This window comes from Bifidobacterium apicola (genome assembly GCF_042846865.1).
GTDB lineage: Bacteria > Actinomycetota > Actinomycetes > Actinomycetales > Bifidobacteriaceae > Bombiscardovia > Bombiscardovia apicola.
On record NZ_BAAFQQ010000001.1, the window covers coordinates 1,621,964 to 1,635,573 of the forward strand.

The following is a 13,610-nucleotide window of genomic DNA, read 5'->3' on the forward strand; positions in this document are numbered from 1 at the left end:
TCTTTTTGTGGAGGGCGGAAATCCCCGCGCATCCGCCCAACTCCGGCGGACAGGATGATAGCCTAGGTGCATTCATACCCTCTTTCGAGGGTATTGCATGTCGGTGATTGGCCGTAAAAGATAGAGAAATCAGTACAGAAACAGAAGAGGTCCATTTGAAGGGGTCTACGGCATCCGTGGTCAGATCGGATAAACAGGAACCAGCTCGTCCGAAGCACACCATCCGAACCATTCTGCGCTCCCTGCGCGAATACCGGAAGGCCAGTTTTCTGGCTCCGGCCTTCGTCTTTCTTGAGAGCGTCCTTGAGATTGTGATTCCGACCATCATGGCTTCTTTGATCGACCAGGGGGTCTCGGGGCGGTCCATGCCGGCCATCTTCAAGTTCGGATTGATACTGCTGGCCTGCTCGGCTGTCTCTCTGTTCTCAGGGTTCATGTCCGGAAAGTATGCGGCCATTGCCTCTTCCGGGCTTGCCAAGAATGTCCGTAGCGATCTTTTCGCCAAGGTGCAGTCCTTCAGCTTCACCAACATCGACCGCTTCTCCACCGGATCCATCATCACCAGGCTGACCACCGATGTGACCAACCTGCAGAACGCCTATCAGATGGTCATCAGGGTCGGGGTCAGGGCGCCGATCATGGTCATCGTGGCTTGGCTCTTTTCTTATAAGATCTCCAGGCCCATATCCCTGGTCTTCCTGATCGCCATCCCCATCCTGGGCTTCGGCCTGATTGGTCTGTCCCTGCTGGTTCACCCTATCTTCGAGCGGGTCTTCCACACCTACGATCACCTCAACAACGTGGTGGACGAGAACCTTCAGGGCATCAGGGTGGTCAAGTCCTACAATCGGGAGGACTACGAGGAGCGTAAATTCGGTGGTATTTCGTTGGCCATCTACCGGGCCTTCTGCAAGGCCGAGCGGATCATGAGCCTGAACCCGGCGCTGTTGAACTTCTGCATCTACGCCTCTCTGCTGGTCATATCCTGGATGGGCGCCTCCCAGATTGTGGCATCCGGAAACAATGCCGCCCTAGGGCTGACCACAGGCGACCTGACCGCCCTGGTCACCTATGCCATCCAGATCATGATGGCCATGAACATGGTCTCTATGATCGTGGTCATGGTCGTCATCTCCCAGGCATCGGCGGAGCGCATCTGCCAGGTGCTGAACGAGGTCAGCACCGTGCATGATCCCGCCAAGCCGGTCATGAAGGTGGCCGACGGCTCCATCAGCTTCCAGGATGTGACTTTCCATTACTCGGACCGGTCCGAACGTCCCGTTCTGAGCCATGTCAATCTGGACGTTCCCTCGGGCTCTACCCTGGGCATCGTGGGCGGGACCGGCTCCTCCAAGTCCAGCCTGGTCCAGCTCATTCCTCGTCTCTACGACGTGACCGAGGGGTCCCTCCAGGTGGGCGGGGTGGATGTGCGCCAATACGATCTGACTGTCTTGCGCGACCAGGTGGCCATGGTGCTCCAGAAGAATGTCCTCTTCACCGGGACCATTGCCGAGAACCTGCGTTGGGGCAATCCTGAGGCTTCGGACGAAGATCTGGTGCGCGCCTGCACCCTGGCCCAGGCCGACGGTTTTGTACGGGAGTTTCCAGATGGCTATCAGACCTACCTGGACGAGGGCGGCACCAACCTTTCTGGCGGCCAGCGGCAGCGCCTGTGCATAGCGCGGGCCCTTCTGAAGAAGCCCGACATTCTGATTCTGGATGACTCGACCAGCGCCGTGGACACCAAGACCGACCAGCTGATCCGCCGCGCCTTCAGTCAGGAGATTCCCGAGACCACCAAGATCATCATCTCCCAGCGTCTGGCCTCTGTGGAGGACGCCGACCTGATCGTGGTCCTGGAGGAGGGGAGGATTCTCGACCAGGGCACCCACCAGGAGCTTCTGCGAACATGTAAGGAGTACCGATCCATCTACGAATCACAGACCAGGAACCAGAGCGAGGAGGACAAGGACCATGAGTGACGGATCATTCAAAAACCGCAAGCCCCGCCTGGACAAGGCCGCGCCGGGAACGACCCGTCGCATCCTGAGCTATTTGCTGGCCTACCGCTGGCAGCTGGCGGTGATCGTGGTCTGCATCATCATCAGCGCCGGAGCCCAGGCGGCATCGGCCTTCTTCCTCCAGCCGCTGATAGACCACTACATCCTGCCCTTGGTCGGAGCCGCCGACCCTGACTGGGGACCGTTGATGAGGACCCTGATCCTGATGGGGTGCCTCTATGTGGTGGGGACTTTCTGCTCCTGGTTCTGGAACTGGCTCATCGTCAAGGTGGAGCAGGGCACCCTGAAGACCATCCGCGACCAGATGTTCGCCCACCAGCAGGAGCTGCCCATCGGCTTCTTCGACACCCATGAGCACGGCGACACCATGAGCCGCTATACCAACGACACGGATACCCTTCGTCAGGCCATCTCCCAGTCCTTCCCGCAGATGGTCTCCTCGGTCCTGTCCGCCCTGGCAGCCCTGATCTCCATGCTCTGGCTCTCCATCCCCTTCACTGTCCTGACGCTGGTCTTCGCGGCCGTCCTGATTGTGGTGGTCCGGGTCCTGGTCACCCGAAGCGGCCGGTACTTCGTTCACCAGCAGCGCTATCTGGGCCAGGTGAACGCCTTCGTGGAAGAGGCTGTCAACGGACAGAAGGTCATCAAGGTCTTCAACCACGAGGGTGCCACCGCCAAGGTCTTCGAGGCACGGAATGAAGAGCTTTTCCAGGCCTCGGCCCAGGCCAACACCTATGGCAACGTCACCATGCCGGTCGTGGGCAACATGGGCTACCTGCTCTATGTCATCCTGGCCATCGTCGGCGGGCTGGCCGGCATCGCGGGCATGGGCAACGTAGGGCTGACCGGGGCAGGGCCGCTTACCCTGGGAACCATCGTTTCCCTTCTGACCCTCTCCCGCTCCTTCATCAACCCCATCGGCCAGGTCTCCATGCAGTTCAACATGGTCATGATGGCTCTGGCCGGCGCCTCCCGGATCTTCGACCTGATGGACCAGCCTGCCGAGTCCGACCAGGGCACGGTCAGATTGGTCAGCGTCGAACTGGCGTCGGACGGCCGGACCATGACGCCCGTCGACCATGAAACAGGGCACTGGGCCTGGAAGCGTGAGGCCGATGACGATGGCAGGCGCTCGTTGGAGGCCGCCATGAAGCTTCCCGGCGATGCCCGCGATGTAGCCCTGAAGGCCAAGGATCAGGCCATCACCTCTCCTGATGGGCGATACACCCTCCTCCAGGGGGATGTGCGATTCACCGACGTCAGCTTCGGGTATGACCCGAGCAAGCCTGTTCTGCACGACATCACTTGGTACGCCAAGCCCGGGCAGAAAGTGGCGCTGGTCGGCGCCACTGGTGCCGGCAAGACCACGATCACCAATCTGATCAATCGCTTCTACGACATCCAGCAGGGGCAGATCCTTTATGACGGGATCGATGTGAGGAACATCCGCAAGCCTGACCTCCGCCGCTCCCTGGGCATTGTCCTTCAGGATGTCAACCTCTTCACAGGAACAGTCCTCGACAACATCCGCTACGGGCGCTTGGATGCCACGGACGAGGAGTGCATCGAAGCAGCCAGGATGACCAACGCCGACAGCTTCATCCGGATGCTTCCACAGGGCTATCAGACCGTTCTTGAGGGGGATGGAAGCGGACTCTCCCAGGGCCAGCGCCAGCTGATTTCCATTGCCAGGGCTGCCGTGGCGGATCCCCCGGCCATGATCCTGGACGAAGCGACTTCCTCGATCGACACCAGGACCGAGGAGGTGGTCCAGCAGGGCATGGACGCACTGATGCGGGGCCGGACGGTCTTCGTCATCGCCCACCGGCTCTCCACGGTCCGCAATTCCGATGTGATCATGGTCCTGGACCATGGGCGGATCATCGAGCGCGGCAACCACGATGAGCTGATAGCCAAGCATGGCGAGTACTATCAGCTTTACACCGGAGCCCTGGAACTGGAGTAGGCTCACCAGGAATGCCGGACGGTCGAGGAAGATGCCGAAAGGCATGATCCAGCATTAAGCGAATGCCAGCGTAACGGGTCGGTCCTCATGGGCCGACCTTTTACATGTTTGTGCATTCGGCCATTTTCTGCAATTGTCCCGAGTTCAACAAGTGATGGTCAGTCCTACTGACTTGGTTTTAATATTTGCGAACAACTTATGCAGTTCTCAGGGCTGATTCCGGCTACAGACTGAGAGCAAATATATACAGTTTTGCGGAGCAGACAAGGGGCTGATGACCCTGGGCGGCACAGAGAAAGTCACAGAGCTTGCGATTCCAACCTCCGGGATCGGAAAACCAGACAAGAATCCGCGATTTATTAAAAATCGAGTCTACCAGGGCTATTCATGGACAAAACCAGCAAACTATGACTTCGTCTACTGCAACCGGGTCATCAAACCTGTCCTGATAAGCCTGATCGGCACCTGAATCTTCGGGGGGGGGGGGGGGGGCATTGGAGTTCGACTGGCCGCAGCAGCATTGGCACAGCACCCTCATTTCGGCGGACTGCACGTTGTGGGATCTGCCGGACGGTGACAAGGCCGCGGTCTGCCATGATACCGATCGCATCTACGAGCACCCAGGTCACCACTATCGCCCATGCATCCTGGGGTCAGCGTCATCGAAATCCCGACCCGGCTCTATGACGGCACGCCTCTGCTGCAATTGTTCCCTGGTGGGTCAACCCAGCCGTGACAGTCAACGAGCACACCAGAACCGTCATTCCAATAGATGTCACTTCGATCTTGGGCTACGGCAAGCGCGACGTGTCCCGCTATCCCATTCTATTACAGGCACGACTACTCATAGGGAGCGGACATCAGTCGCTACAAGAACGCGCCGGTGCCCACCCTCTATTGGCGGCCCATTCTTCGAACTATGATTTCGTCGGCGCTTACGATTTCTCGCGGCAGGCGGGAAATCAGCGTGTGGCTGATCATCGCATCTCCCCAGGCGAGAACCTGGCCCTGGATGGGTTCGACTCCGTATCCGGCTACGAGCGAGTCCTGGCAGGCTGTGATTCGTAAGGGCTGTCCAGACTGAGGCGCGGGTATTACCTCAACCTGCTGCAGACGGCCCGCGACTGCGCTGCAACTTCTGGGGCCGAAGAGATCATGCCTTGCAGGCCTTCCAGGCCGCTGATGCGGCGCTTTCGGACTACTGTTTTTCCAATTCCTTGGGGATGATATAGTCCCCCGCGCATAGCAATGGCCCTTGCTGGGCGTGGAGGGTTGCCTGTTTTATATGGGGGACTTTGGATCTGGAATAGAAGAACCGGCCGGACCCCTGTTTGGGGATTCAGCCGGTTCTTCTATTCATCCGGGGGAACAGTGTTGATGATGGTATTCGTGGCCTGGCTGGCTGGTCTTTCAGAGATTGGCGAGCCGGCCAGGCCGTTGTTCTGTCAGTGCTTGTCAGTTCCCCTGCGCCGGATCGCGACCAGCAGGAGGGTGATCCCTGCTGCCAGGGTGATTGCGGCTGCGGCCATAGGCCAGGCGGAATCTGCGCCGGTGCTTGACAGGCCGGCTGGATCCTTATTGCCGTCTTGGTTGTTTACCGTGTGGCTGCTCGACCCGTTGTTTGCAGGCTTGGCCTTGACGGTGAGCTTGGCCTGGGTTTCGCGGCCGTCGGCGGTCTTGATGGTGACCTGGTAGGTGCCGGGCTTGGACAGGTCGGCCTTGGACAGGTCGACGCTGGTGTCGACGGGCTTGCCGTCCCGGTCGGTGGCCTTGGCCTTGAAGCTGTCAACGGTCGGCTCGGGGTCGCCCACGTACATGGTGTAGTCCTCGGCGGTCAGGCTGCGCTGATCGGCCTTGACGGTGAGCTTGGCCTGGGTTTCGCGGCCGTCGGCGGTCTTGATGGTGACCTGGTAGGTGCCGGGCTTGGACAGGTCGGCCTTGGACAGGTCGACGCTGGTGTCGACGGGCTTGCCGTCCCGGTCGGTGGCCTTGGCCTTGAAGCTGTCAACGGTCGGCTCGGGGTCGCCCACGTACATGGTGTAGTCCTCGGCGGTCAGGCTGGTCAGATCCTTCTTATATGTCAGGGTGATTTCGGCTGGCTGTCCATCGTTCCCATAAGTCCCCTTGGCCACATCCGGCTGAGAGGAAAGGAAGTAATAGTGGCTGTCGCCCTTCACCACGTCGCTACGATCCACGGTGAACTCCGTGCCGACTTTGCCGGAAAGAACGGCATCCTCCTTGATTTTTTCGCCCTTTTCGTCAAGGTAGTGCACGACGACGTCCGAGTAAACGGTGACGGTGTATTCCGCAGTGCGTGAATTCCCATCCGAGTCCTTGACATTGAACTTGATCTTGACCGGGCCGTTCTTTTGTACGCTGAGATTGTCCATGAGGGCTTTCAGACTTGCCTGGTCGACTTCGACCTTGCCTGACAGATCGCCGTCCTCGACATCAGTGGCAGTGACCGGGTCCAAAAGCCACTTGGTGAGGTTCATGGTTTCCCCCTGCTTGAGGGCGCGATCGGGGCCTGCATTCAACTGGGGTATGAACCCGAGGTTGCCAAGATTCTGGAAATACCCTTCGAGGTATTTCACCTGCTTCTGGATCAGATTCGACTTGTACACCATGGTCAGCTTCCCTGCAGCCGTCACATCGCGTACCTGGACTTTGATGCCCATGACGAACCAGCTCATCTGGAATCCGTCAGGGATGATTACTTCCAGGGTCTGGGGATCGATCTGGCGCGTGGTCCAGCCATGGTCGGCAAGCGGGACATAGTGTGTGAAGGTATTCGGCCACCCGCCTGTGTCTGACAGCATGACATCATCAGGGGAGATGGATGAGGATTCTCCCGATGTGCTCAGTGTAATGGTGCGGGATTTCTCCTCCTCGGGCTTTGACAGGTAGCCAGGATCGACCACGATGTTGAAATCCATGGTCGTTCTGTCGGGCAGGTAGCATTGCTTGCCCTGAATGGGGCCGATGTAATTGTCTCCCAAGCCTTTGATGCTATAGCTGCCCCATGAAGGGATCATGCGGTTATCGCCATAGCCTCCACCGGGGTCAGGGCTGGGCTTGTCCAAATCGTATTGGTTGGCGCCCTTCAGCTCTATATTTTCACCATTGAAAGTGGCGCTGACTTTGTTGTTCTTGCTGGGGTTGCCGCTGGGATGGAAATTGATGATGAATGTGATGTTGGCCTGGGAAATATCCATGGCGAAGGTGAGGGTGGCGGTGCCTTTCTTGGCATCGTAAGACCACTTGCCGTATTTTTCATCGCCATTGGGCTGTATGTTGTTCCAATCCAGGGAATCAGGATTGGAGAACGTCAGAGTGAGCGTGGAGCCGCTCTTGATTGAAGCCGTCTGGTCGATTTTGACATTGAAAGCCAGAACCTGACCCCACATATTGCTTCCCTGATCGAACAGTGAAGTCACTGTGACACCCTGCGTCGATGCAGGGTCAGACCGTGTGGACGGAGTGCTTGACGGCGCCGTACTCAGCGCATAAGCCCCATTCGCTCCTGTGGTGGTCTCAGGCTTTCCTCCCTGACTTAGGGCGTAACCAGTAGTGGGCATGGCCAAAACCGCCGCTACTGCAAGTCCCAGTGCGGTTTTCATTGGTTTTCGCAATTGCTTCCTCTCAATTCTGTTTCTGTGTGTAATTGCCCCCGTATAGTCCCATATTAACAAAGGTGAATAAAAGGTGTGCCGGCAAAGGTCGGGCAGGCATGAGTGGACTGCGAAAATAATCTCGTTGCTCCCCCTCAGTGATACTGGCTGATGCCTTTGAAAACCGGGGCAGGAGAACCCTAAACAGGGTGATTGTTGGAAGGCATAATGGCGCTCAATGTATATTGGGTCACAAACGTATCTGACCGTCGGATCTGTCGTTGCATGGCAACGCCGACAAGGCCGTCACGGACGCAAGCGCCAAAAATCACACGGATGGCCAGCCATGGAAAGGGCCGATCCAAGCCCACCAGGTCTGGTCGATGACTGCGCACGGGTGCCGAGCAGCATTGATCTTCGGCTGTTACAGGTGAGGGGCACCCCTTCCCTCGGCCCGATACGATGTTGGGCCGCTGTGGGAGGAACACCCCTCAATATGGTTGGGTTATAGTGACGATGCCCTGCTGCGGATTACCTGGAGGGCCGTCCTTTTACAGGATTCCCTGGGCCACCATGGCATCGGCCACCTTGGTGAAGCCGGCTACGTTGGCGCCCAGCATCAGATCGCCCTCATGCCCGTATTCCTTGGAGGCCTGGTAGGACTTCTGGAAGATCCCAGTCATGATGTCCTTGAGCCGCTGGTCCACCTCGTCGAAGGTCCACTGCAGGCGAAGGGAGTTCTGGCTCATCTCCAGTCCGGAGACGGCTACGCCGCCAGCGTTGGCCGCCTTGGCGGGCCCATAGAGCACATTGTTGTCCTGGTAGACCTGGATGGCCTCGGGGGTGGAAGGCATGTTGGCGCCCTCGCAGACTACGGTGCAGCCGTTGGCTACCAGGGCCTTGGCGGACTCCTCGTCGATTTCGTTCTGTGTGGCGCAGGGCAGAGCGATGTCGCAAGGCACAGTCCAGACGCCCTTGCAGCCCTCGTGGTATTGTGCGGAATCAACGCGGTCTGCATACTCGCGAATTCGGCCACGGTGGCCCAGTTTGATGTCCTTGACGACATCAAGGTCAATCCCATTGGGATCGTAGACGTATCCGTTGGAATCGGATGCCGTCACCACCTTGGCGCCCAGCTGCTGGGCTTTTTCGGTGGCGAAGATGGCCACGTTGCCCGAACCGGATATGACGACTGTCTTGCCTTGGAAGGAGTCCTTGCGCAGCGTCTGCAGGGCCTCCTGAGTGTAGTAGCACAGGCCGTATCCTGTGGCCTCGGTCCGGGCCAGGGATCCGCCGAAAGTCAGGTCCTTGCCGGTCAGAACGCCCGAATACTCGTCCCGTATTCTCTTGTACTGGCCGAACAGGTAGCCGATCTCGCGCGAGCCCACGTTGATGTCGCCGGCAGGCACATCGGTGAACTGTCCGATATGGCGCTGCAGTTCGGTCATGAAGGCCTGGCAGAAGCGCATGACCTCGGCATCCGAACGGCCCTTGGGGTCGAAGTCGGATCCGCCCTTTGCTCCTCCCATAGGCAGCCCGGTCAGCGAATTCTTCAGAATCTGCTCGAAGCCCAGGAACTTGATGACCGACTCGGTCACGGTCGGGTGGAAGCGCAGGCCGCCCTTGTAGGGGCCGATGGCCGAGTTGAACTGAATCCGGTAGCCGCGGTTGACCTGCACGTGGCCCTGATCGTCGGTCCAGGCCACACGGAACTTGACTGCACGCTCGGGTTCGACCAGGCGCTCCAGCACGCCGTTGGCCTCATACTCGGGATGCCGCTCCACCACAGGCTCCAGGCTGGAGAAAACCTCGCGAACAGCCTGCAGGAATTCCGGCTGGTCGCCGTCGCGCTTCTCAACCTGCTGGTATACGCGCTTGATGTATTCGTTGGTGAGCATCTGAGCTCCTTTGACTAGGAATGGCCGGTCCATCCGGTCCACATGCGATTGGGTCCGCCCTCAAGAGCCTGTGGGGGCTGGCGGAATCTCATCCCATGGTAAATGCCCCCAAGTTACGTCACAAGAATTTTGACCCACAATGTCTGACATGTGGTCATTCGCAGCCCGAAGAATGAGAGGAATACGATGCAATACAAGGCTATAGGCCAAAGTTGAGTCACAACGACTCAACTTTTATTCCTTGGGTGAACATTGGGCATGGAACTCGGGGCCCGCGGTTTGGACAAAGTGAAGGGCAGGGAACCCGGGAGGACAGGTCAGGATGTTCGCCTGGGGTTCCGGTCCGCAAAAACTATTGACTTAGAGAATCAGGAGATGCGATTATGGCTATGTTTCCCGCATTGATGAACAATTCGATCTTCAGCGACTTCTTTGATGATCCTTTCTTCAACAACTGGCGTGACGGGCGCCGGCAGGTCCAGGGATCCAAGAACGCGCTGAACAGCCCGCTGATGAACACGGACGTGCGCGAGAAGGACGGGCAGTACCAGCTCTCCATCGATATGCCTGGCTTCGATAAGAAAGACATCGGTCTTCGCCTGGAGGACGGCTACCTGATTGTCTCTGCACAAAAGAACGGCGATCAAGGCGACAAGGACGACCAGGGCCGGTGGATTCGGCGTGAGCGCTACACCGGGTCCTGCTCCCGCAGCTTCTACGTTGGCGACAAGGTCCGCCAGGAGGACATTCATGCCCACTATGCCAACGGCACCCTGGACGTGACCCTGCCCAAGGCCAGCATCGAACCGGCTGACAACACGCAAACCATCGCCATTGAGGACTGAAGGCTTTTTAGGCCCTATCGGACCGCCTGCACGGCTGCTATACTGATTGAGCGACAGCCGTTCAGACGGCCCTTTTGTCGTGTCAACACGCTATTGCCCAATTTTGGCCCATTAATGCTATACTTACCATTTGGCGTGTCTTTCGACGCGCTGTGTAACCGGCCGAGGATCGGATAGAAGGTTTATGGCAAAAGATGGTGTGATCGAGGTGGAAGGGCGTGTGGTCGAGGCCCTCCCGAATGCGATGTTCCGCGTCGAGCTCGAGAACAAGCACCTGGTGCTGGCCACCATTTCCGGCAAGATGCGCAAGAACTACATCCGCATTCTGCCTCAGGATCGGGTGGTGCTCGAAATGAGTCCCTATGATCTGAACCGCGGACGGATTACGTACCGGTACAAGTAACAAGGTACACAAGCAAAGGAAAACCATGAAGGTCAGCCCTAGTGTGAAGAGAATCTGCGAGAACTGCCGCGTGATTCGTCGTCACGGCCGCGTCATGGTGATCTGCAAAAACCCACGCCACAAGCAGCGCCAGGGCTGAGCGGATTCCCAGCGGCAACGAACACCAAAGGCGCTGAGTCACAGCTAACAAGCTGAACCCCGGGTGCGCAGGCCCGGGCCGGGAGACCGGAAGACTCGGTGCACGACCTGCGTAGAGCAAAAAGGAATCGCAATGGCACGTCTTGCCGGAGTCGACATCCCCAACGAGAAGCGCATCGAGATAGCCCTCACCTACATCTTCGGTGTCGGGCGTACTCGTGCCAAGGAAACACTTGCCGCGACCGGAGTGAATCCGGACACCCGCGTCAAGGATCTCACGGATGAGCAGCTCATTACGCTGCGTGATTACCTCGAGGGAAACTATAAGATCGAGGGTGATCTGCGTCGTGAGATCGACGCTGATATTCGCCGTAAGATCCAAATCAATTGCTATCAGGGCCAGCGCCACCGCCGGGGCCTGCCTGTGCGCGGCCAGCGGACCAAGACCAACGCCCGCACCCGCAAGGGACCCAAGCGCACCGTCGCCGGAAAGAAGAAGGCGACCAAGTAAGGCCGAATGCGAAGCGGGGATGAGGGTCCCCGATGGTTCGCACTAGCAATCAGTTATTCGTGACAAGGAAACGAGGATCAATGGCAGCAGCAAAGCAGGCCGCGCGCAAGCCTCGTCGTCGGGATCGCAAGTCGGTTCCGGTCGGGCAGGCGCATATCAAGTCAACATTCAACAACACCATCATCTCCATCACCGATCCTTCCGGTGCTGTAGTGGCCTGGGCTTCCGGCGGCGACGTAGGCTTCAAGGGCTCCCGCAAGTCCACTCCTTACGCAGCGGGCATGGCTGCCGAATCTGCAGCCCGCAAGGCCATGGAGCACGGGGTCAAGAAGGTGGATGTCTTCGTCAAGGGCCCGGGTTCGGGCCGTGAGACCGCTATCCGTTCCCTGCAGTCCGCAGGCCTGGAGGTCGGTTCCATCTCCGATGTGACCCCACAGGCACACAATGGCGTTCGTCCTCCCAAGCGCCGTCGCGTCTGAGCACTAGAAAACCCATGAATCCACCCGCGATGACCGGTGAGTGCACCACCGGTCGGAGCTGAAAGGATAGCAACAGTGCTTATTGCACAGCGTCCGACTCTTACTGAAGAAGTCGTCAATGCCCAGCGCTCCCGTTTCACCATCGAGCCCTTGGAGCCCGGATTCGGGTACACCTTGGGCAACTCCCTGCGTCGTACCCTGCTGAGCTCCATACCAGGTGCGGCTGTAACCTCGGTCCGCATATCGGGTGCTCTGCATGAGTTCACCACGCTGCCTGGTGTGGAGGAGGACGTCACTGAGATCCTGCTCAACATCAAAGGCATCGTGCTGACCAGCGAGTACGACGAGCCTGTAGTCATGTATTTGCGCAAGAGCGGCAAGGGCGAGGCCACCGCTGGAGATATTACTCCGCCGGCCGGCGTCACCGTGGCCAATCCTGATCTGCACATCGCGACCTTGGCTGAGGATGGCGAGCTGGAAATCGAGTTTACGGTGGAGCGCGGCCGTGGGTACGTCCAGGCCCAGCTCAACAAGCAGGACAACGATGAGATCGGGCGTATCCCGGTTGATTCCATCTACTCGCCAGTGCTCAAGGTCAGCTACAAGGTCGAGGCCACCCGTGTCGAGCAGCGCACGGATTTCGACAAGCTGATCCTGGACGTGGAGACCAAGCCGGCTATTTCGCCGCGTGACGCGGTGGCTTCCGCTGGGTCGACCCTGGTCGAGCTCTTCGGCCTCTGCCGCGAGCTCAACACGCAGGCCGAGGGCGTGGAGGTCGGGCCCGAGCCTGTGGTGGAAGAGGCTGATCCGCAGATGTCCGTGCCGATTGAGGATCTGAACCTGACGCAGCGTTCTTACAACTGCCTCAAGCGCGAAGGAATCCACACCATCGGCGAGCTGGTCTCGCATACCGAGCAGGATCTGCTGGACATCCGCAACTTCGGCATGAAGTCCATCGACGAAGTCAAGGAGAAGCTTGAGGGTATGGGGCTGTCGCTGAAGGCCTCCCCGCTGGGCTTCGATACCAATAATCTCGAGGGAGGCACCTTCTTCTCGCCTGACGACGAGTGAGGGATCGCAGCCTTCGTATGAGCGGGCGAGGGGGAAGGGTTCCGTCGCCTGCTGACAGCAATTCCGGGAAGTCGGATGTTCGGGCGTATGCCCACCTGTCCTCCCGGGCCATAAGGAGATAGTCCAATGCCAAAACCTAGCAAGGGCCCACGTCTGGCCTCCAGTCCAGCGCATGAGCGGTTGATGCTGGCCAACATGGCCACCAGCCTCTTCGCCAACGGCCGTATCACGACCACTTTGCCCAAGGCCAAGCGTCTGCGTCCGCTGGCTGAGCGGCTGATCACCTTCGCCAAGCGAGGGGATCTGCCTGCCCGCCGTCGCGTTATGCGCGTCATTCGCGATAAGTCTGTGGTCCACATCTTATTCACGCAGATCGCCGAGCAGATGCAGCAGCGTGAAGGCGGCTACACCCGCATCACCAAGATCGCACCCCGTCGCGGAGACAACTCTCCGCAGGCTGTGATCGAGCTTGTCACCGAGCCCCTGTCGGCCAAGAAGGCCGTTGTCAAGGAGGCTGAGTCAGCAGCCAAGGTGGCTGCCAAGGACGAGGACGCGGAAGTGGCTGCAGCCACCGATGCCGCCGTCGCCGAAGGCGCTGCCAAGGATGCTGTCGACCAGGCTGCCGAGGCCAATGAGTCCGATCAGGACGTGGCCCAGGCCGACAAGG

The 13,610-nt window shown here is 58.9% G+C and carries 12 protein-coding genes and 1 pseudogene; 11 read left to right on the forward strand and 2 right to left on the reverse strand.

The window, feature by feature from the left end; all coding sequences use genetic code 11:
* Positions 1 to 176 precede the first annotated feature (176 nt).
* The 4 genes from ACGG9J_RS06705 (at position 177) to ACGG9J_RS06720 (ending at position 5,055) form a co-directional block, all read left to right on the forward strand.
* On the forward strand, positions 177 to 1,982 hold the full coding sequence (locus ACGG9J_RS06705; protein WP_390134723.1) for an ABC transporter ATP-binding protein: 1,806 nt from the start codon (positions 177 to 179) through the stop codon (positions 1,980 to 1,982).
* Positions 1,975 to 3,987 carry an ABC transporter ATP-binding protein gene (locus ACGG9J_RS06710; protein WP_390134725.1) on the forward strand — a complete coding sequence of 671 codons (2,013 nt, stop codon included), beginning with the start codon at positions 1,975 to 1,977 and terminating at the stop codon, positions 3,985 to 3,987. Before ACGG9J_RS06705 ends, ACGG9J_RS06710 begins: the two co-directional genes overlap by 8 nt.
* A 274-nt stretch (positions 3,988 to 4,261) precedes the next feature.
* A complete protein-coding gene (locus ACGG9J_RS06715) occupies positions 4,262 to 4,456 on the forward strand; it encodes a hypothetical protein (RefSeq protein WP_390134727.1) in 195 nt (64 codons plus the stop codon).
* 263 nt (positions 4,457 to 4,719) lie between these two features.
* Positions 4,720 to 5,055, forward strand: a complete 336-nt coding sequence (locus tag ACGG9J_RS06720) for a hypothetical protein (RefSeq protein WP_390134729.1) — start codon at positions 4,720 to 4,722, stop codon at positions 5,053 to 5,055.
* A 377-nt stretch (positions 5,056 to 5,432) separates the two neighbouring features.
* Here ACGG9J_RS06720 and ACGG9J_RS06725 read toward each other — a convergent pair whose 3' ends face one another.
* Together ACGG9J_RS06725 and gdhA are read right to left on the reverse strand one after the other, a co-directional pair.
* Positions 5,433 to 7,607 (reverse strand): MucBP domain-containing protein, encoded by a 2,175-nt coding sequence (locus tag ACGG9J_RS06725; protein WP_390134731.1) that lies wholly within the window; start codon positions 7,605 to 7,607, stop codon positions 5,433 to 5,435.
* A gap of 542 nt (positions 7,608 to 8,149) precedes the next feature.
* A complete protein-coding gene (gene gdhA, locus ACGG9J_RS06730; RefSeq protein WP_390134733.1) occupies positions 8,150 to 9,496 on the reverse strand; it encodes an NADP-specific glutamate dehydrogenase in 1,347 nt (448 codons plus the stop codon).
* A 383-nt stretch (positions 9,497 to 9,879) separates the two neighbouring features.
* Between gdhA and ACGG9J_RS06735 the strand changes: the two genes are divergently transcribed.
* From ACGG9J_RS06735 to rplQ, 7 genes and pseudogenes are all read left to right on the forward strand, one after another.
* Entirely contained in the window at positions 9,880 to 10,341 is a 462-nt protein-coding gene (locus ACGG9J_RS06735) for an Hsp20/alpha crystallin family protein (RefSeq protein ID WP_390134735.1), read from the forward strand.
* A 184-nt stretch (positions 10,342 to 10,525) separates the two neighbouring features.
* Complete coding sequence (infA, locus tag ACGG9J_RS06740; protein WP_015022331.1) at positions 10,526 to 10,744, forward strand: translation initiation factor IF-1; 219 nt, start codon at positions 10,526 to 10,528, stop codon at positions 10,742 to 10,744.
* Positions 10,745 to 10,769: 25 nt separating this feature from the next.
* Complete coding sequence (gene rpmJ / locus ACGG9J_RS06745; RefSeq protein ID WP_015022330.1) at positions 10,770 to 10,883, forward strand: 50S ribosomal protein L36; 114 nt, start codon at positions 10,770 to 10,772, stop codon at positions 10,881 to 10,883.
* A 132-nt stretch (positions 10,884 to 11,015) separates the two neighbouring features.
* Entirely contained in the window at positions 11,016 to 11,393 is a 378-nt protein-coding gene (rpsM, locus tag ACGG9J_RS06750; protein WP_015022329.1) for a 30S ribosomal protein S13, read from the forward strand.
* A gap of 80 nt (positions 11,394 to 11,473) precedes the next feature.
* Positions 11,474 to 11,872, forward strand: coding sequence for a 30S ribosomal protein S11 (gene rpsK / locus ACGG9J_RS06755; RefSeq protein ID WP_015022328.1), 399 nt, complete (start codon positions 11,474 to 11,476; stop codon positions 11,870 to 11,872).
* A gap of 75 nt (positions 11,873 to 11,947) precedes the next feature.
* Entirely contained in the window at positions 11,948 to 12,943 is a 996-nt protein-coding gene (locus ACGG9J_RS06760) for a DNA-directed RNA polymerase subunit alpha (protein ID WP_015022327.1), read from the forward strand.
* 126 nt (positions 12,944 to 13,069) lie between these two features.
* Positions 13,070 to 13,588: pseudogene (gene rplQ, locus ACGG9J_RS06765) on the forward strand (50S ribosomal protein L17); the annotation flags it as partial.
* Between the last annotated feature and the right edge of the window lie 22 nt (positions 13,589 to 13,610).